14 protein-coding genes are annotated in these 21,007 nt (G+C 39.0%); 10 read left to right on the forward strand and 4 right to left on the reverse strand.

Annotated elements, in window-relative coordinates; all coding sequences use genetic code 11:
• Window positions 1-391: 391 nt before the first annotated feature.
• From ACM03V_RS30255 to ACM03V_RS30265, 3 genes are all read left to right on the forward strand, one after another.
• Window positions 392-1,906 carry a flavin monoamine oxidase family protein gene (locus ACM03V_RS30255; protein ID WP_414624515.1) on the forward strand — a complete coding sequence of 505 codons (1,515 nt, stop codon included), beginning with the start codon at window positions 392-394 and terminating at the stop codon, window positions 1,904-1,906.
• 352 nt (window positions 1,907-2,258) lie between these two features.
• On the forward strand, window positions 2,259-3,350 hold the full coding sequence (gene aroF / locus ACM03V_RS30260; RefSeq protein ID WP_414624516.1) for a 3-deoxy-7-phosphoheptulonate synthase: 1,092 nt from the start codon (window positions 2,259-2,261) through the stop codon (window positions 3,348-3,350).
• Between the two features lie 305 nt (window positions 3,351-3,655).
• Window positions 3,656-5,119, forward strand: a complete 1,464-nt coding sequence (locus ACM03V_RS30265) for a hypothetical protein (protein ID WP_414624517.1) — start codon at window positions 3,656-3,658, stop codon at window positions 5,117-5,119.
• 181 nt (window positions 5,120-5,300) lie between these two features.
• Here ACM03V_RS30265 and ACM03V_RS30270 read toward each other — a convergent pair whose 3' ends face one another.
• Window positions 5,301-5,861, reverse strand: coding sequence for an antibiotic biosynthesis monooxygenase (locus tag ACM03V_RS30270; RefSeq protein WP_414624518.1), 561 nt, complete (start codon window positions 5,859-5,861; stop codon window positions 5,301-5,303).
• Between the two features lie 235 nt (window positions 5,862-6,096).
• On the opposite strand from ACM03V_RS30270, the gene ACM03V_RS30275 reads away from it, so the two are divergent.
• The 6 genes from ACM03V_RS30275 (at window position 6,097) to ACM03V_RS30300 (ending at window position 15,455) form a co-directional block, all read left to right on the forward strand.
• Window positions 6,097-8,289 (forward strand): anthranilate synthase, encoded by a 2,193-nt coding sequence (locus tag ACM03V_RS30275; protein ID WP_414624519.1) that lies wholly within the window; start codon window positions 6,097-6,099, stop codon window positions 8,287-8,289.
• Window positions 8,290-8,508: 219 nt separating this feature from the next.
• A complete protein-coding gene (gene trpA, locus ACM03V_RS30280) occupies window positions 8,509-9,324 on the forward strand; it encodes a tryptophan synthase subunit alpha (RefSeq protein WP_414624520.1) in 816 nt (271 codons plus the stop codon).
• A 110-nt stretch (window positions 9,325-9,434) separates the two neighbouring features.
• A complete protein-coding gene (gene trpB / locus ACM03V_RS30285; RefSeq protein ID WP_414624521.1) occupies window positions 9,435-10,646 on the forward strand; it encodes a tryptophan synthase subunit beta in 1,212 nt (403 codons plus the stop codon).
• Window positions 10,647-10,841: 195 nt separating this feature from the next.
• Window positions 10,842-12,449 carry an iron uptake porin gene (locus ACM03V_RS30290; RefSeq protein WP_414624522.1) on the forward strand — a complete coding sequence of 536 codons (1,608 nt, stop codon included), beginning with the start codon at window positions 10,842-10,844 and terminating at the stop codon, window positions 12,447-12,449.
• 135 nt (window positions 12,450-12,584) lie between these two features.
• Entirely contained in the window at window positions 12,585-13,709 is a 1,125-nt protein-coding gene (trpD, locus tag ACM03V_RS30295; RefSeq protein ID WP_414624523.1) for an anthranilate phosphoribosyltransferase, read from the forward strand.
• A gap of 867 nt (window positions 13,710-14,576) precedes the next feature.
• Window positions 14,577-15,455 carry an Rpn family recombination-promoting nuclease/putative transposase gene (locus ACM03V_RS30300; protein ID WP_414624524.1) on the forward strand — a complete coding sequence of 293 codons (879 nt, stop codon included), beginning with the start codon at window positions 14,577-14,579 and terminating at the stop codon, window positions 15,453-15,455.
• Here ACM03V_RS30300 and ACM03V_RS30305 read toward each other — a convergent pair.
• The 3 genes from ACM03V_RS30305 to ACM03V_RS30315 form a co-directional block, all read right to left on the reverse strand.
• Complete coding sequence (locus tag ACM03V_RS30305) at window positions 15,438-15,578, reverse strand: hypothetical protein (RefSeq protein ID WP_414624525.1); 141 nt, start codon at window positions 15,576-15,578, stop codon at window positions 15,438-15,440. The genes ACM03V_RS30300 and ACM03V_RS30305 overlap by 18 nt on opposite strands.
• A gap of 182 nt (window positions 15,579-15,760) precedes the next feature.
• Entirely contained in the window at window positions 15,761-16,933 is a 1,173-nt protein-coding gene (locus ACM03V_RS30310; RefSeq protein ID WP_414624526.1) for a DUF1822 family protein, read from the reverse strand.
• A gap of 62 nt (window positions 16,934-16,995) precedes the next feature.
• Window positions 16,996-18,198 (reverse strand): sigma-70 family RNA polymerase sigma factor, encoded by a 1,203-nt coding sequence (locus ACM03V_RS30315; protein WP_414624527.1) that lies wholly within the window; start codon window positions 18,196-18,198, stop codon window positions 16,996-16,998.
• A 602-nt stretch (window positions 18,199-18,800) separates the two neighbouring features.
• On the opposite strand from ACM03V_RS30315, the gene ACM03V_RS30320 reads away from it, so the two are divergent.
• Window positions 18,801-20,936, forward strand: coding sequence for a caspase family protein (locus ACM03V_RS30320; protein WP_414624528.1), 2,136 nt, complete (start codon window positions 18,801-18,803; stop codon window positions 20,934-20,936).
• The last annotated feature ends 71 nt before the right edge of the window (window positions 20,937-21,007 follow it).

The following is a 21,007-nucleotide window of genomic DNA, read 5'->3' on the forward strand; positions in this document are numbered from 1 at the left end:
TAGTTGCAAGACTAGGATAACACTGATACTAGAATAATCAGTGTGCCCAAGAAGCTAAACCCTTGTGGTTTATGCACTTCACAATTTTTAAGGATGGGCAGGCTTTTGTCTGCCCCCTAAAATTTTCAAACTACTACTTCATATCTATTTTTGAAATATCGAGGAGACGTAGCACTGCGCCGCGTCTCTAAAGCTGTTTTGTGTTTACCCACTTGTCAAAAGAGCGAGTTTGCTTGCTCGCTTGCGGTTCCCATTTATTCCAAGGCGGTTATTGACTTTTTTTGTTCCCAATTCCCAATCCCTGCATAAATGAAAAAACTTGTCCGGTATGAAATATCAGAAGCGGTGAAAACACTGCGAACGAAAATCAGACCGAACAAGGATTAAAAAAATGCTTACTTCAACTTTACTCGATATGTGTGAAATGACCAACTTGCAACCTGGTAAAAAAATTACCATTTTAGGTGCAGGAATTGCAGGTTTGGTTGCGGCTTATGAATTAGAACGTTTGGGACATGAAGTTGAGATTCTCGAAGGTAGTCCCCGTGTAGGTGGAAGAGTTTGGACGCATCGCTTTGGTAAGGATAATAATGCTCCATTAGCAGAATTAGGAGCAATGCGGATTCCTAGCAGCCACCAGCATACATTACATTATGTTAAAGAATTGGGATTGAGTGACAAACTGTGTAAATTTATGACGGTATTTGAAGAACAAAATGCTTTTATTAATTTAGAAGGTAAAATCTTCAAAATGAAGGATGCTCCTCGTATACTTCAACAGCGCTACCAAGGAATTTTTACAGATACTCGTTACAGCGAACAAACTCGTTTATTTGCAGCTTGGTTAAAAACTATTGTTGATACTATTTCCCCTGGCGATTTGCGCGAAGGTTTACAAAATGACCTCGAATCTCACTTGATGGATGAGTTGGAAAGATTGGATTTAGAACCTTATTTTTGCGAAGATAATGAGTCAATCGATTTGCAATATTTCATTAAAGAAAATCCCGGTTTCCGGGCTCGTTGCAGCAAAGCTTTAGATATGTTTTTTGAAGATATTTTAGTTGAAACTAGTAAGGATTTATTGCAGCTTCAAGGTGGAATGGAGCAAATTATCGATTGTTTGGTAGAATCAATTAAATCTCCTATTAAGTGTAATCAGAAAGTAGTTGCTATTAGAGTTAATCCCGAATTTACAGAAATTGATTATGTAGAAAATGGCGAAAAATACACCCGCAGTTGCGATTATGTATTGTGTACAATTCCTTTTTCTGTATTGCGAAAGATGGAGTTAGAAGGATTTGATCAAAGAAAGTTAAATTCGATTCGCGATACTTATTATTGTCCCGCGACAAAGGTTGCTTTCCACACCAAAGAAGCATTTTGGCAAAAACAAGGTATTCGCGGTGGTGCTTCTTTTAGCGGTGAAGGTGTGCGTCAAACATATTATCCTTCTGTTAAATTTACTCCTGAAACTGGTAGCGTGATGTTAGCTAGCTATACGATTGGTGATGATGCTGAGCGTATGGGAATGATGTCAGAAGAAAAGCGTCACGATTACGTTAAAGATGTTGTTGGTAAAGTTCATCCGGAATTGCAATCGGAAAATATGGTTGTAGAAGCAACTTCTATTGCTTGGGGTAATTACGAATGGAGTGCTGGCGGTTGCGCGGTACATTGGGATGACGTTGCTGCTAATACTTCTAATTATTTGGAAGCAGCTAGAAGACAACATCAATTGTTATTTGCTGGCGAACATTGTTCTAGATATCCTGCTTGGTTACAAGGTTCGATTGAATCTGCTTTGGAAGCTGTTTACGATATTGTTTCCGATAAGAGAATGAATCGCGTTGCTACAAGTTTTGTTAGTAAGATAGAGGATGCTTCTGTTTTACAGGCTGCTTAGAATCATTCGTCAAAGTATTGTAAATAATATAGTACTTCCAAGTTATTGGAGATAAATAATAAACCCGGTTTTTTTGTGAAAAAGCTGGGTTTTAATTATAGAAAAGAAACCCCTCTCCAAACCTCTCCCCCACAGGGAGAGAGGCTTTAAAACCCTACTTCCCTTGTAGGGAAGGGGGCAGGGGGGCTAGGTCTGCGTATAAAATTAAACTATCTAAATGTTTTCTGGAGATGTCTAATTAAAATAATCGACATAACACACCCTACAATCTGTTCCCTACCTTCTCATAAATTGCATAAACTATTAAACCCTCCCCCTATATAAAAGTATCAGATGAAAACAAGGAAAAAAAATGATTATTGTTACCCAATCCGGAACCCCTGAAGTTGAAATTGAGCGTATTATTGATGAATTGAGCATTTATGACGGAACTGTTGAGAAAATTGTTGGTAAAGAGAAGGTTGTAATTGGTTTAGTAACAGATACTTCTGATATTAATCTTGGATATATTCAACAAATTAGTCCTTTCATCGAGCAAGTTTTCCGAGTTGAACAACCTTTCAAACGAGCTTCTTTAGAATACCGTAATGGCGAACATTCTGAAGTTATTGTCCAAACTCCTAATGGTGCGATCGCCTTCGGTCAAAATCATCCTCTGGTTGTTGTGGCTGGCCCTTGCTCGGTAGAAAATGAAGAGATGATTGTTGAGACTGCAAAAGTAGTCAAAGGTACTGGCGCTCAGTTTCTTAGAGGTGGTGCTTACAAGCCTCGTAGTTCGCCTTATGCTTTCCAGGGACACGGTGAAAGCGCTTTACATTTATTAGCTAAGGCTAGAGAAGTTACTGGTTTGGGAATTATCACCGAGGTAATGGATACCGCAGATTTAGATAAAGTTGCAGAGATTGCGGATGTAGTGCAAATTGGCGCTAGGAATATGCAAAACTTCTCGCTGTTGAAGAAAGCTGGTGCTGCTGGTAAACCAATTTTACTAAAACGCGGAATGTCTGCAACTATTGAAGAATGGTTGATGGCTGCTGAATATATCTTATCTACTGGCAATCCTAACGTGATTTTGTGCGAGCGGGGAATTCGCAGTTTTGATAAGAAATACACTCGCAATGTTCTAGATTTATCGATTGTTCCAGTATTGCGGACTCTGACTCATTTACCGATTATGATCGATCCCAGCCATGCTACTGGTTACTCAAAGTTTGTTCCCACAATGGCTAAAGCGGCGATCGCTTCCGGTACCGATTCTTTGATGATTGAAGTTCATCCCAATCCTGCAAAAGCTCTTTCCGATGGGCCGCAATCTTTGACTCCTGGAAATTTCGTTGACTTGATGCGAGAATTGAAGCCTTTAGCGGAATACTTTGGGCGTGGTGATTCTGCTTTGATAAATTCAAAACTTATTGCTGAAAGTGGAATTAAAGTTGGTGTTTGAGAATCCGAATAGCGAATAAAATATCAGGTTCGTAATAAGTGCTATGCCGCAGACGGCACGCTCCGCTAACAGCGCTCTAAGTACTAAAGTCCTTACTACGAACTATAAATTTAATAGTTTTAAAAACCTGTTTTTTGGAAAAACCAGGTTTTTTTGTTTTCATTACCAAATACTACTTTCATGCATTTTGTAAGATAACGTTATTAGTTGAGTACGACATGGATTATCAGTCTTTAGTCTTATATCGATTGCCTGGTGGTGAGTGATATATTGATAATTAGAAAAACATTTGAACGATTTTTTTCATGAATAATGCATTTGTAAGAAACTTTTTGGGTTCAAAAAAACTTGCATCTGAGGTAGCACAACGTGCCCAAACCTCTGTACCTGCTTATAAAAAATTTTTGCAAAAACACGGATTTAATGTCGGAGATCCATTTGAAAATTTACCTAAGTCAGATAAGGAAACTTATGCTAAGGTCTACTTATGGAATGAATTACTTGCAGATGATTATGAGGAATGTTTTAGCATAATTCGCTCCTCGGGCTCTTCAGGGCACAAATTTTACTGGCCCCAGATGAAATCAGCTAATCGATCCTCACCTGCTGCCTTAAAGAATTTTCTAGAAAATGCCTTCGCGATTCACCAAAAGAAAACACTAGCTATTGTAGGACTTAGCTTGGGTAGTTGGCTCGGTGGAGATACGATGTCTTGGAGTTTAAAAAGCATGGCAGTTGATACAACTTATCCCTTCTTCGTATTCTCTCCAGGCAACAATCTCGATGAAATTATTGAAACAATCAACAGTACACAATCCTTAGTAGAGCAAATTATCTTGTTTGTAGCTCCGTCGGCGATCGCCTATCTTCAACTTAAAGCAACTGAGTTAAAACAACCTCTTCCCTTGGATAAAATAAAGTACGTAGTTGTAGCCGAACCTTTTGCAGAAAGCTTGCGAGCTTCCCTTCAGAAGCGTGCAGGTGTCGCAGATAATACCCCATTTATGTATTCTCTTTACGGCAGTGCAGATACAGGTACCCTTGGAGTTGAATCGCAACCAACGATAGCTTTACGAAAATTGCTGTATCAAAACAGTGCTTTAGCTAGTGAATTGGGTATAGAATCTCCAATCCCTAATTTCTTCCATTTTCTGTCTAGTGATACTTTCTTAGAAACTGTCGATGGACACCTTTGTGTAACTCGTTGGCAAGGAATTCCGATAGTCCGCTATATTGTCTATGACCGAGTATCATTATACAAATGGAAAGAATTGAGGCAAGCTGTTCTCAACTCGAAGCATCTAAATTCCTCAAATGAAGCACTGATAGAAATTTTATCTAAAGCTAGCGAGCAGCTTCCCGACTTGTTGGCTGTTACAGGTAGAGCAGACAAATGTCTAATTGTTGGTGGTTCCAATTTCACAGAATATATACTGGATGCAGCAGTCAAATGTGAAGAACTCGATCAAATTCTCACCGGATTATATCGCGCTAAATTAGTTTATGAAGAAGATAGACAGTATCTCGCATTCGATCTAGAAATTCGGCAAGATATTTCACCCGAACAAGAAATTATAGATCGAGTTTATTATTCTCTGATAAATTCTTTGGGACAATTTAAGCCAAGCTTCCGTAGTCAGTGGCAAAATATTTATAGTGCTTGGGATAATCACCCCACAAAGCGTGTTCTAAAACTGAATTTTATTCCTTGGCCTGGTCTCTCTGAACTAGCAAAAACAAGCATTAAACAAAGGGGAATTATTAATTAATTTGACACGGGCTTTAGTACAAAATATGCAAAAAAAGCCATCGTTACAACCAGTCGTCTAAAAGAAAATGAGCTTTTCAGAATAAAGCAACCGCAAGGTTTTGGGATGAACCACACCTGTGATAGATGCTGCGTGAAAAGCTACATTACCAAACTAATAATTCAATACCTATGCCATTTCTCTACGATGAGTACAGCCATTTATAAAATAATTTAGTCAATCTAGGCATCACTACATAAGCCAACAAGATAACTACTAACCCAGTCATAATTGCTTGACGTAATAGAAAATGTAAAGGTGCTAAATAAGGGCCTAAAAAATAACCAAGGATAGATGCACAGATAAAAACCCCAATCCAGGTGACAAAGGCAGTTTTATGCTTTGCTGGTGGAGCAGAAGCAGTGTTAGGAAGAGACACTAGGGCTTCTAATCCCGTTAAATATTGTACATTTTCAGGCTTTTCAATTAAAGGTTGTGCGCGTTCTATCCACTGTTTTCGTTCGGATGACTTCATCCACTCGCAGAGATTTTTATAGTTATTAAAGCGTAGAATAATTACATATTCGGTTCTACCAGGTTGCGGTCTGAGAATAGTTAACCCACAATGACCTTCAAATTGTCTTGCTGCTTCAGAAATTCCTTGCAACCAATCTTCATATCCCGATTCGCGACCGGGACGGATATAGTGGGATATAACGGCTGTAACTTGTTGATTTGATTGATTTTCTTGTAAATTCAACATTACTTTTTTTAAATTTGTAGGGTACTATTAACGCGATTGGTAAGGCACCAATTAACCAATGGTGCGTGACGGTAATATCACTTTTTTTAGTCATGTTTACAATTTATCGTGACCGTCACACACCCTACAAGTTGCAACATTTTTTATTAAGAACTGTAAACCATTCTCCCGGCGTTGCATAAACACTATTAACCAACCCCTATAAGAAGTATTGAACGTAATTGGAATAATTAATATGCAATTTGACACCAATTCCTACACCACAAGCGGTGGTATATTTATATCCCGTTCGGTTACGAACACTTCTATCGATTCCGCTATTGATGAAGTTTTGATGCGTTTGGATTCTCAACGGGGTGGTTTACTCGCTAGTAGTTATGAATATCCCGGAAGATATAAAAGATGGGCTATCGGTTTTGTCAATCCTCCTTTGGAAATATCTACGAGAGACAGAACTTTTAAAATTACCGCTCATAACGAACGAGGTTTGATTTTACTGGGTTATTTAGAAGAATTATTTTTAGATAAACCTTATATAGAAGAGATAAATCGAGAAGATAATTCTATTTCGGGTTCTATTAAACCGAGCGATCGCCTTTTTTCCGAAGAAGAAAGAAGCAGACAGCCATCTGTATTTAGCGTGATTCGAGAAATCATCTCTGCATTTTTTAGCCCATTGGATGAAAATTTAGGGCTTTACGGTGCTTTGGGTTACGATTTGGTGTTCCAGTTTGAACAAATGCCCAAGCTGTTGGAAAGGGAAGATGACCAAAGGGATTTAGTTTTATATTTACCCGATGAGTTGTTAGTTGTTGATTACCATTTACAACAAGCTTTTCGGATGCAGTACGATTTTGTCACCAAAAACGGTAGCACTAGAGATTTACCTCGCAAAGGCGAAAAAATTGATTATCGCGGTAAGCGTCTCAACGTGACTCAAGGTTCCGATCATGCACCGGGAGAATATCAACAGCAGGTTATTAAAGCTCTCGATTATTTCCGACGCGGGGATTTATTTGAAGTTGTTCCTTCTCAATGTTTTTCCGAAACCTGCGAAAAATCTCCTACAGAACTATTCCGCACGCTGATCAAAATTAATCCCAGCCCTTATGGATTTATCTTTAATATGGGTGGGGAATATTTAATTGGTGCTTCTCCAGAGATGTTTGTTCGAGTTGAAGGTAGACGTGTAGAAACTTGTCCCATCAGCGGCACAATTAGAAGGGGAGAAACTGCGATTGATGATGCGGTACAAATTCAAAAGCTGCTTAATTCGCGCAAAGATGAATCCGAGCTTACCATGTGTACCGATGTCGATCGCAACGATAAATCGCGGATTTGCGAACCCGGTTCTGTTAGAGTTATTGGTCGTCGTCAAATTGAAATGTACAGCCATCTGATCCATACAGTTGACCATGTAGAAGGTGTACTAAAACCCGAAGCCGATGCTTTAGATGCATTTTTGACTCATTTATGGGCAGTTACCGTTACCGGAGCGCCAAAACGTTCGGCAATGCAGTTTTTAGAGCAAAACGAACGCAGCGCCAGACGTTGGTATGGTGGAGCAGTAGGAGGTTTTAATTTTAGAGGTGGTTTAAATACAGGTTTAATTTTAAGAACCATCCGACTCCAAAATTCAATCGCAGAAGTAAGAGTTGGTGCCACAGTTTTGTATGATTCCGACCCCGAAGCAGAAGCACAGGAAACTTTAACTAAAGGTGGTGCTTTATTCCAAGCATTAAATAGAGCATCTCATCAAGTTGCTTTACCAATAGTTCCAGTTGGCATCAAAGAAGCCAAGCCAGCAGCAGGGAAGAAAGTTTTACTAATAGATTACGAAGACTCATTCGTGCATACCCTCGCTAACTATATTCGTCAAACAGGAGCCACAGTCACAACATTACGACATGGTTTTCCCGAATCCGTATTTGACGAACAACAGCCAGATTTAGTTGTATTGTCACCGGGGCCAGGAAAACCTAGTGATTTTAATTTAGAGAGCGCGATCGCCGCTTGCAAAAAACGTGAAATCCCTATATTTGGCGTATGTTTGGGCTTGCAGGGAATAGTAGAAGCCCACGGTGGAAAATTGGGAGTTTTAGATTATCCCCAACACGGTAAAACATCTTTGGTAAATGTAGTAGATAAAAATTCCGTTGCTTTCAAAGACTTACCAGAAAGCTTTGAAGTCGGTAGATATCATTCCCTGTATGCTTTACAAGAGAATTTACCAGAAGAACTAAAAATTACAGCCATATCCCAAGACGGAATAGTAATGGGAATAGAACACAAAACCTTACCAATAGCCGCAGTACAGTTTCATCCCGAATCCATCATGACATTAGTTGGAGGAGCGGGATTAGCAATTGTAACTAATGTAGTAAGTGAATTTACCTGTTCCGCTAAAGGAGTAGTTTTGGCAAATTGAGAGGGGTAGAGCGGGGAGACAAGGAGAAATTAAAATAAGACTCTGCGCTCCTTTGCGTCAACCTTTGCGCTCCTCTGCGTTAACAAAATAACCCAAACCGATTCGATATTACTCCTAACTCCACTAATATTTTCCGAAACCATTCAAATCCTGCATAAACTCAGATTCCTTCCCCCTACAAAAATGATACGAATCATAAATCCAAAATCTAAAATTAAAATGGAATCAATATCCGAAAAATTTAAACATCTCCGCGCCCAAAACCAATGTGCTTTAATTCCATTTATCACAGCTGGCGACCCGGATTTAGAAACCACTACTGAAGCATTAGGAATACTAGAAGCAAACGGAGCCGATTTTATTGAATTAGGAGTTCCTTATTCCGATCCGTTAGCGGATGGCCCGGTGATTCAAGCAGCAGCTACCCGCGCTTTGGAAAGGGGAACTCGTTTAGATGATGTTTTACGAATCGCGCAGTCGGTAACTCGTAAAATTGAAGCTCCGATTATTCTATTTACTTATTACAACCCTATTATTAACTTAGGAATTGAGCAATTTCTCAAAAGAATAGCCGAAGCCGGAATTAAAGGTTTAGTTGTACCCGATTTACCTTTAGAAGAAGCAGATACTTTAATTAATACCGCCGAAACTGCCGGAATTGAAGTTATTTTACTCGTCACTCCCAATACCCCCGACGACAGAATCAAGGCGATCGCCGAAAAGTCTCGCGGATTTATATATCTTGTCAGCGTCACCGGAGTTACCGGGGTTCGTTCCCAATTGCAGACACGGGTAAAAGATGTACTGCAAAACATCAGAAAATTTACAGATAAACCCATCGCCGTTGGTTTTGGTATATCCAGCCCAGAGCAAGCTCGTCAAGTAAAAGAATGGGGAGCAGATGCAGTAATAGTCGGTAGCGCATTCGTCAAACGCTTAGGAGAATCCACACCATACAAAGGATTAAGAGCCATTACAGAATTTTGCGCCGAACTAAAGTCAGTTATCAGCGAACAGTTAACAGTGAGCAGTTAGGAGTTATGAGTGAAGAATGTAGTGGGAGCGTCTCGCTCCTTAGATAATAACTATTTTTTTCTACCCCCTCTCCCCCCTCTCCCAATTACCAATTACCCATTATCAAAATCATGTTAACAACTCAAAAAACAACTCCAGAACATAACGGTAGATTCGGAAAATTCGGCGGAAAGTATGTTCCTGAAACTTTGATGCCTGCTCTAAGTGAATTAGAAACGGCTTATCAAAAGTATCGCAATGACGCGGATTTTCAAAAGGAACTGCAAGGATTATTGCGGGATTATGTCGGACGCTCTACTCCCTTATATTTTGCTGAAAGACTTACTCAACATTACGCTCGTCCCGATGGTACGGGAGCGCAGATTTACTTAAAAAGAGAAGACTTAAATCATACTGGCGCTCATAAAATTAATAATGCTTTAGGTCAAGTTTTACTCGCCAAACGCATGGGTAAACAAAGGATTATCGCGGAAACTGGAGCCGGACAACACGGTGTTGCAACTGCTACTGTATGCGCTCGATTCGGTTTAGAATGCGTGGTTTATATGGGCGTTCACGATATGGAACGACAATCCTTAAACGTATTCCGAATGCGGTTGATGGGTGCGGAAGTTCGTCCGGTGGAAGCGGGAACTGGTACTCTAAAAGATGCTACTTCTGAAGCTATTCGAGATTGGGTAACTAATGTTGAAACTACACATTACATTTTAGGTTCCGTTGCCGGGCCACATCCTTATCCGATGATAGTGCGCGACTTTCAAGCAATTATCGGTCAAGAAACTCGCGCTCAAGCTGTGGAAAAATGGGGTGGATTACCCGATATTTTACTGGCTTGTGTTGGTGGTGGTTCTAATGCAATGGGATTGTTTCATGAATTTGTCAGCGAAAAATCTGTACGGTTAATTGGTGTTGAAGCAGCTGGTGAAGGGATTGATACCGATAAACACGCTGCAACTTTGACACTTGGGAAAATAGGTGTTTTGCATGGAGCGATGAGTTATGTTTTACAGGATGGAGATGGACAGATTATCGAGCCTTACTCTGTTAGCGCCGGTTTAGATTATCCAGGAGTTGGGCCAGAACACAGTTATTTTAAAGAAATCAAGCGTGCTGAATATTACAGCGTCACCGACAAACAAGCTTTAACAGCATTTCAATTGTTGTCGCAATTAGAAGGAATTATTCCCGCTTTAGAAACATCTCATGCGATCGCCTATTTAAAAACACTTTGTCCCCAATTGAGCGGTAGTCCCCGAATTGTAATTAACTGTTCCGGTAGGGGAGATAAAGATGTGCAAACTGTTGTGAAGTTGTTGCAGTGAGCAGTGAACAGTTAACAGTTATCAGGGAATAGTTAATAGTAAGCTTAAAGAAACCAGGTTTCTTTTACAAACCCGTAGAACTTACGCAAAGCCCCCCTTTTTTAAGGGGGGTTGGGGGGATCTAAGCCTGTGGAATACTTTCTTCTGTTCCCTGTTCCCCGTTACCTTCATCAACCATATAATCCAAAATTCAAAATGCTTAAAAATTTCAAATTCTTCTTTCTTCTTTCTTCTTGCTTCTGTTTTCTCTTAACTACATCTCCTGTTAAAGCAGAAGTAGAAGAAAATTCTGGAATGAGTCAGGTAACGAATGTCAATCAATTAAGCGATGTTCAACCTACTGATTGGGCGTTTCAAGCTTTGCAGTCTTTGGTTGAAAGGTATGGTTGTATTGCTGGATATCCCAACGGAACTTTTCGCGGCAATCGGGCTATGACTCGTTATGAATTCGCTGCTGGACTAAATGCTTGTTTGGATCGAGTTAATGAATTGATTGCAACTGCGACTACTAATGTTGTCAGTAGGGAAGATTTGGAAGTTTTGCAGAAGTTACAAGAAAGTTTTGCTGCTGAATTAGCAACTTTACGCGGTAGAGTAGATGCTTTAGAAGCACGTAGCGCGGAATTGGAAGCTTCGCAGTTTTCTACAACTACTAAGTTAAGGGGGCAAGCAATATTTGCGATTAACGGTGGTGGTTTTAGTGGAGACAGTATTATTGATGCTGCCGGGAGAACAGTTGCTAACGATGACCCCAATACTACAATGATTTTTAGGGCTGGAATCGATTTAGATACCAGCTTTAATAAAACTGATTTACTAAAAGTTCGCTTGGAAACCGGAAGCGGTATATTAGGGCCAAATGGTCAACCCGACGGTGGTAGAGATAATGCAGCAGGTTTCTTAGAACCATCTTTTGGAAGTGCTTTGGACTATTCTATCAATCCCCCCACGGATAGAGATATTGAGTTATCGAGACTTTATTACACTTTTAAGCCTAGTGAAAATTTAGCAGTTACCATCGGGCCGAATATGCGTGCTGCCGATTTTTTAGACTTTAATAGTTATGCCAAACTCAGCTTCCGCGACTTTAGTACTCAAGCTTTTGTCAATAACTATGTAATGTTCCCCATTGAATTTCCCAGCGCTGGTGCAGTAATTGACTGGAAACCTTCTAAGCGGGGACCTTTTGCTGTTAGAGCTGCCTATACCGCAACAGATGCAGCAAATCCCGGCGATGGAGGAATAATTATCGGAAATGCACCTTTCATTAATGTTTTGTACGACGCTCCTAATCCCAATATTCCTAATGCTCCCAGTGGAGGAAGTCGCGGTTTATTTGGAGATAATTATCAAGGTGTAGTAGAAGTAGAATTTTCCCCTTCCAGAGATTTAGCTTTACGTTTGCAGTACAGCGGTGGTGAAGTTTTTGATAACCGTTTTGACGCAATCGGAGCCAATTTAGAATTTACTGTTGCTAAGAAACTGGGTATATTTGGACGCTATGGTTACAGTAATTATGACAATACCAGATTTGGCGATATTAGTCCTAATTATTGGATGGCTGGAGTTGCATTTAGAGACTTATTTACCAGAGGTGCTTTAGCTGGCGTTGCAGTTGGACAGCCTTTTATAGCTAACGAAATCGGCAATTCAACCCAGACGAATTACGAAGCATTTTACAACTATCCAATTAGCCGAAACGTGCAAATCACACCCACACTGCAAATAATTGAAAACGCCGCCAATCAAGATGCTAACGGTACTATTTATACCGGAACTCTGCGAACGACTTTTTCGTTTTGACAGGTAATTGGTAATTGGTAATGGGTAATAGGTAATAGTTTAAAATTTCTTTTTCCAATTCCCCATGCCCAATTCTCAATTACCAACTACCAACTACCAATTACCAATCCAAAATCTAAAATCTAAAATACAGTGATGCAAACTAAAACTTTAACAAAAAATTGGTCTGCGATATTGCAGCAATTACTTGATGGTAAATCTCTGGAAGTTTCTCAAGCTGCGGATTTAATGCAGGGTTGGCTGACGGAAAGTATTCATCCTTTGTATTCTGGTGCTATTCTGGCGGCAATTCAAGCTAAGGGGGTTTCTGTTGAGGAGTTGTTGGGAATGGTAGAGGTTTTACATTCTCAATCTGTTAAACCTGCTCGTGAAATTATCATCGGGGATTTACCTTTTATTGATACTTGCGGTACTGGTGGAGATGGAGCTTCAACATTTAATATTTCTACAGCAGTTGCTTTTGTCACGGCGGCTTGTGGGGTTAAGGTTGCCAAACATGGTAATCGTTCGTCTTCGGGTAAAACTGGTTCTGCTGATGTTTTAGAAAAGTTGGGTATTAATCTTAAAGCCGATACCGAAAAAGCTACATCTGCTTTAGAAACCGTGGGAATGACCTTTTTATTTGCCCCAGATTGGCATCCAGCATTAAAGGCGATCGCACCGTTACGAAAAGCTCTCAAAGTCCGCACTGTATTTAATTTACTCGGCCCTCTACTCAATCCTCTCAAACCCACGGGACAAGTTATTGGCGTTAATAATCCGATTTTGATCGAAACCTTTGCCAAAGTTCTCTATCAGATGGGAACTCGTCGCGGAATTGTTCTCCACGGAAGGGAAAAATTAGACGAAGCAGGTTTGGGAGATAAAACAGATTTGGCTGTATTATCCAACGGAGAAATACAGATATTAGAATTAGATCCCCAAGAAATGGGTTTTAGCTCAGCACCAATTAGCAGCATTAGAGGTGGAGAAGTTGAAGAAAATGCAACTATCCTAAAATCTGTTTTACAAGGTAAAGGTACACAGCAGCAGCAAGATGTTGTGGCTTTAAATGCTGCTTTAGCATTGTTTGTTGGTGAGACACTTGCGGTGGACGGGTTCCCCGGCATAAGCAAAGTGTCGAATCCGAAGGATGAAGCTGTTGCAGATAAGGGGGATTATTTGCAGACTTTCGCTGATGCTGTGGTGTTGGCTAAAGATGCCATGAAATATGGGGAGCCTTGGCGGAAATTGGAAGAATTGGCGGGGTTTTTGAGGTAGTTGAATTGGTGAATTGTCCGCAATCGCCCTCAGCCTTGAAGGCTGGGGCTATAGTTGCGAAGCCCACCTGCGTGGGCTGAATTGTGCGAATAAAAAAATCGCTGATGTAGAGACGATTATCTTTCCCAAGTTATGCTCTCAAAACTACATATCCTGTTGGTTTTTATCATTGTTAATTAGACGAAGCTCTTGATTTTTATGAATTAGCAGCGATATAAACATTATTTTTAACTGTTCCGAATCTGGAATCAAAGGTATGAGGACTTACGCAAAGCCCCCCTTTTTAAGGGGGTTGGGGGATCTTAGGGTTGGGAATCTCTGCTTTTTAGTTGCGGTTGCGTCTAGATATATCGCAATTTTACATCCATGATTTCAACTGTTCCGGAGTGGGAATTAAACCCGAAGATGGGAAAGGATAAATAGTTTGTGGCAATTTTTTCACAGCCATCAACAAGGCGATGTTGGGTTACGACGCAATTTAATGGCGGCCGTTGAGAATCTATTATTGTTCGTGCGTCTAACCCAACCTACATAATATTTGTTTTTAACTATTCCGAAGCCGGAATCAAAGGTATATCGCCGTTTTCAATCCATGATTTCAACTGTTCCGGAGTGGGAATTAAACCCGGAGATGGGAAAAGATAAATAGTTTATTGTAATTTTTTCACAGTCATCAAATAGGCGATGTTGGGTTACGACGCTGATAGTTAATTATTTGTTGAAATCTATTATTGTTCGTGCGTCTAACCCAACCTACATATGATAATATTTTTATTTTTAATAGTATAAAATAATTCTTATAAATAAACTAATTAAATAAGCTTTTCATCCAATGATACGATAGTTTCAAGTACTTAAAAAGCATCTATGACTATCGACCACGACCGTTTGTTTAAAGAATTAATTTCAACCTTTTTTCTCGAATTTATCGAACTATTCCTTCCAGAAATTGCTGCCGATATCGATAAAAACTCAATTCAATTTTTACCAGAAGAAGTCCTCAGCGATGTGACTGCTGGAGAAAAGAAAGTTATAGATTTGTTGGTAAAAGTCAAATACAAACAACAAGACACTTTCTTTTTAATTCATGTCGAAGCTCAATCTTATACACAACAAGATTTTGCGAAAAGAATGTTCAAATATTTTGCCAGACTCTATGAAAAATACGATTTACCAATTTTCCCTGTCGTCATCTTCTCTTTTGACGAGCCATTAAGAGCAGAGCCTAAAACACATAGCGTCACCTTTCCTAATTTAGAAGTACTCAAGTTTGAATTTGCATCAATTCAATTAAATAGAATTAGCTGGAGAGATTATCTCACTCAGCAAAATCCTGTTGCTGCTGCATTAATGTCCAAGATGAATATATCACCGGAAGAACGTCCGCAGGTGAAAGCGGAATGCTTACGACTATTAACTACTTTAAGATTAGATCCGGCACGAATGCAACTAATTTCTGGCTTTGTTGATACTTATTTGAATTTAAACGAAGCAGAAGAACAAACCTTTCAAGCAGCAATAACTACAATGGGATTAGATCAAAGGGAGGAATATATGGAAATTACTACGAGTTGGGAACGGAAAGGTATCCAGAAAGGTATACAAGAAGGGACTCAACAAGCAGCAGAACAAATCGCAGTTAATTTCTTGCGTGAAGGTTTCGCTGTAGAAATAGTTGCAAAAAATACAGGTTTATCGGTAGAAAAAGTTCAGCAATTACAAGCTCAGTTACAAGCTGAAAATTAATTTATTAGTTTGTAGTAGCGCTTCAGCCCATCTTAGTCGGATGCGCTGAAGCGCTACTACGAGCCAATGCTTTGTAGCCGCACTATCGCGATTACCTTCGGTAGAGCTTCGCTTAACGCCCATTGTTGTGAAAGCGTAAAAAATTAACTATTCCGCACCAGGAATAAAAATCTATATTAATAAATTAAAAATCCATTTCAGGCTTCGATGATACTCCCGTTGGGTTACGACGCAATTTAATTATTAGTTAAAATTTATTCTTTTTCGTGCGTCTAACCCAACCTACGTTTAATCAAATTTAATTATCACAAATACAAAACTTCATATTCATAATCATCGGATATGGGTTCTGTTTTCCATACCAAGCCTTCTTCTTCTTCACCTAAAGCAACTTCTACATAAAGTCTTTCTACGGGTTTTTTGGCTTTGGCTTGGTTGCCGTCGAATGGCTGTAAGTCTTCTGTTAACAACATTAGTTTTACGCCAACGGGAATCATTTCTCCCACAGTGGTACGTCGTAATTCAAAGCGCCAGGTTCTCCCAAGAATATTACCTTTTGGTTGCACTAATAAATTATATTCCAAACCGGAAATGGTAATTTGTTTAATTAAAGTTGGTTGTTGTGCTGGTGCCGCTGTTCCTCTAGCGCCTTCTAAACTTGGCTGTACTACACTTGCCCAACCAAATGTTTGTGCTAATTCTGAAACTCCGCTTTGCATCCATTGACGAATTGACCATTGTCTTTGCATTCCTTGACGCTGTTCGTATAATCCCTGTCTCCAACCTCCATTTTCTAACAGCACTCCCCACAAACTAAAAGGTATTTCTTGACGGGGGTTAATTAATTGTGGGTTTCCTAAACGAGTTATTAAATTTTCTGCTTGGGTTGTGGATAATTCCGCCATCGGAACAGTTTCATTTTTGGTGATTTCTTCGGGACAAAGTTGACGCGATATCCATAAAATACTTAAGTTGGAAATCAAATCTTCTTTATCCAAACAGTAAGTTTTGTCGTTAGCGTCATAATTTCCTTTATCTTTTAAATTTACTTGAGATGTATAACCCCAAATTCTGATATAACCGGATTCTACATTTACCTGTACTGCTGCATAATAATCGGCGCTCCAATTGGGAATGTCTACCCATTCTTGGGGAACTCTTAATTCCGATATATCTAATGCTTCACTGGGAATTAAGACCAATTTTTTACCGTTAAAAGAAATTCCCGTTCCGTTGGTGGCTTCCCAAATGCTTGGTAAAGTTGCCTTGGAAGGAAATACTTTTGCGTCTGCGGCGTATTCTTCTTTTAGCCAAGGTAAAAATGCTTTTAAGCTCAAACGGTTGAGATAAGCCATCCAGCGACGATTGTCTGTAGAAAAGGCTTGGCTTTGCTCCCAAATTTTGGTTTGTTGCTCTTGGGGAATTTCTAACCACAGGTTTGTAGGATTGTTTAAAGTCAGCGTTTCTAAGTCAATCATAATTCTGGCTTCCTCTTGGAAATAATACAATTAGTATAAATTTAATTTTTTGTTCAATTCATTCAATTCAACTCTTGAGTTTCAGGTTTATAGTAGTTTTGCAGCCACTCCTCTAAAACTGTACTCATATAATCTAGTACCGACGAGTCTAAAGAGATATGCATTGATTCTTTTGTCCAAGTTGCCAGTTTTAGCAGTAATGTTTCTTTATATTTACTTAGCTTACGAGAAATAGTGTATTGCTTTACTCCTATTTTCTTAGCTATCTCAGATTGCTTCAAGTCCCCCTGGTAATAGTATTTGATGATATTTTGTCCTTGCTCATCTAGCTCAGATATTGCCGCAATTAACACGTCGCCGATTTTCGATTGCTGCGTTTTTCTTTCTTGAATTTCTTCTTCAACTTCAATTTCCGAAAGTAAAGAATCTTGCCTGAGTTGGGGTAAAATATCTTGAAATTCTCCGGAATTATCTCCGGTAGTCGCATTCAAGGAAGTCATGTTGGGATAAAGATAAGCTCGTACTGCTTTAGCACAAGCAACCAAACACTTTTCGGCGGTTTTACCTTTACATTCGGGGCCACTTTGAGAAAGTTGAGATTGACGCTGTTGATTATAAAGTTGAGCAATGCTTTGCAATACAGCATCATCGGGCTTTGCAAGTTTGCGAGTTCCCTTTTCTTTACGGGGAGCATACAAAGCTTGATAGGATTTCCACACGAGTACGTATCTTTCGACGATTTGGGGATTTAATCCAGAATTTTCTAAAGATTCTATCAAGCGTTTTTGAGTTACTTTTCGCAACAATCGCCAATCTGTGGAAATATCAACTTCTTTTTGCTGACGCAGTAATTCTTTTAATTCGCTGCTGAATATGGCGCTGGCGTAATTTTTGATATTAAAACCCATATTGGGTTTGAAGCCTTGTAATACTTTATCAGTTTTGGTGGCGATCGCTTGGAAGCAATCCGGTAAAGTATATTGAGCAGAGGAAAAATTAGTCGCTGTTTTGTTGGCTGCCCAATAGCAAACTTCTTGTAAGTAAGCCGTTAAATGTGCGCTTGCTAGATTTTGGGTTTGAGATTGCCATTCTTTGTACCAGTAAGATACCCAGAAATCTTCAGAATCTTCTGGCTTTGATAATTTCTGCTGACGATTGGTAATATTTCGCCGCAATCTGGCATCGGTAGCCCAACCGACGGCTCTATCTGCGTCAAATTGCAGAAAAGTTGCAAATAATTCGGTGATACCTTGACGAGAACGCATAAATTTTACCACTTACGAAAGGTGTTTATATAGTAGATACAGTTTTCTGCTGCATCTACTATTGTAAATTCCTTGCTTATAAAAGATTTTCAAATTTTATCAGTAATTAAATATTATTAATTTGTGACTAAGTAATCATTTTTGTCAATACTTCTGAATATGTAAATTTTTCATGCATAATTCCCTTTAACCTGCCCCTATATAATAAATAGGAGAATCTATCCCAGGAGTTGTAAATAGCAAATGCGTAAAACTTGTTTTAATTGCTTTTAGATAGTTTTGTATGAGGTTGTAACTATTTTTCTCGAAGTCAAATGTCGCCTATCGGCAATAATCAATAATCAATATAAAATCTTCCCAGCAAAGTTGTAGAAAAGTTAAGTCGATCTCAAGTAACGATATCCACCACTTTTCTGTATGGACTACTTCTGTCTTCAGCTCTATAAATATGAATAAAGCAGTTAATTGTCGATCCGTCCAAGAAAATACTAAATTTATATTAAGACTTAGATAAAAAAATTGCAATTAACTACTCGATATGTTAAGCGATTCAAATCGAATCAATCTAACTATATAAGAATTATTTAAAGGGTTTTACTATTATGGCTCTCGGTATAGGTTCTAGCGATTCAAGTTATACATTAAAATCTGGTGAAGCTAAACTTTGGCTGTTATTGGTGGGTGTCAACGATTATCAAGATATGGGTTTACCTTCTTTACGTTATCCAGCTTTGGATTGTCAGGGTTTGGAAGAGTCTTTAATTAAGGCTACGGAAGGTTTTCCCAACAAAGAAATTGTGGTGCATCACGATTTTGCTGCAAAAACACCCCAATTAAAGAATATTCGCGAGAGTTTAAAAAAGATTGTCCTGCATTCTCGACCTAACGACTCGATAATGCTATACTTCTCCGGACATGGGATGTTAGATCCTACTACCCAAGAAGCCGTATTATGTTTTTCCGATACCAATCAAAATAATTTGCTAAATACTGGTTTACCGATGCAGGAATTGGTAGAAATTTTGAGTAAAAGTCCTGCAAAACAACAGTTATTATGTTTGGATACCTGTCATAGTGGTGATATGGCATTATTAAATGCCGGTGGTAGTGCTAGAGATGCAGAAACACCCGTGAGCAATTCCACCCCGCAATTGATGAGCGTGTTGAGACAGCGAGCTTCCCAAAGCAAGGGATTTTGTGCTTTACTAAGTTGCGATCGCGGACAAAAATCGTGGGAATTTCCTGAATTAGGGCATGGGGTATTCACCTATTATTTAATGCAGGGATTATCGGGAGAAGCTGCCGATAATACTGGATTTATTGATGCTGACGGCTTATATAAATATGTTTATCGTCAAACGGTACAGTATATTGATAAATTAAATCATCAAGTACGTTTAATTAATCAGCAAAACTTAGCTCGTGGAGACAGCAGACTTTATCCAGAATATCCTTTACAAACTCCAAAAAGAATTGTTGAAGGGGTAGGAGAATTAATTGTTGGATATAAGCCCAAGCAAGAAAAGCCTCAAAGTCAATTCAGACGTGCTTTAGTCGTTGATGGGCTATTAAATAGAGATTCGAGCAATAAATTAAGTCGATTGCTGGCTGGTGCTGGTGGTTTTGAAGTCGAATGTTTTCATCAACAAAATAAAAATTGGTCGAATATTCGCGGAGAAATTCAACAATTTATCGAAACTACCGAAGAATTAAAAGCACAAAAAGATCGAGGGGGAATTAATAATATATCCACCTGTTTACTATATTTACGGGGTTGCGTAAAAGAAACAGAAGATGGAGAAGGCAGATTAATTTTAGGTGGTGGAATATATTTAAGCCGCAGTTATTTTAGAAAAATATTGCGTCAGGCTCAAAAAACACAGCAAATAGTAATATTAAATTTAGTCAGCCCGGATTCAGATGTTTCTACCGCACAGAATTGGATCGAAGATTTACAATGCTCTGCCGAATACGGACAATGTTTAATAGTCACCCAAACATCCTTTGATAAATCGGAAGACTTTTGCCACACCTTGATAGAAAGTCTTGCTGCGGTTAATCCTCAAATTGGATTGCCAGTTGCCAAATGGATTACCCAATTACAAAAACTGTTACGGGATAAAGATATTAATTTAAAAACTTGGTTTTCCGGTACCCAAGCGATAATTGATATTTTACCAGGTGGTATCGATCGGGTATTTGAAGAAATTAAGCAAGTTAAAATTTATGAAAAACCCATTACTAAGATTGCAACAATATTATCAACTCCACAGAATATACAGAATCTAGTTTTAACAGCCGAAACTTACACTAAATTAGAAACATTACTCAAACATTCAGTAGGAATAATTGCAGCGACAATATTGCAACAATGTATTGAGAAATCGGCAGATAACGAAGAATTAATCGAAAAAATTACAGAGTATATACCCCTACAGCAAAAAGCACATTTTAAAAATCAAACACAAGCTATCTTAGAATCTTCAGATATTGCCGTACAACCTCAGCTAGCTAAATCGCCAACAGTTTTAGAGCAAAAGCAAAGCATCGATAGTAATTTTATCAAAAAATGCGAACGCGACCTAATTTATTTAATTGGCCCCATAGCAAACTTTATTATTGAAGAGATATTAGAATCCAATCCTCAGATTTCTGCAACCGAATTTGTAAATAGATTAGCAAATAAAGTTCCCGACTCCGGAATGGCAGAAGAATTTAAAAAGCGGGTGACGGATTGATATGATAGGTTTGTAGTAGCGCTTCAGCGCATCTGAAATCCGGATGCGCTGAAGCGCTACTACGAACGAAC

This window comes from Calothrix sp. CCY 0018 (assembly GCF_963920925.1).
In the GTDB taxonomy this organism is placed as follows: domain Bacteria; phylum Cyanobacteriota; class Cyanobacteriia; order Cyanobacteriales; family Nostocaceae; genus Rivularia.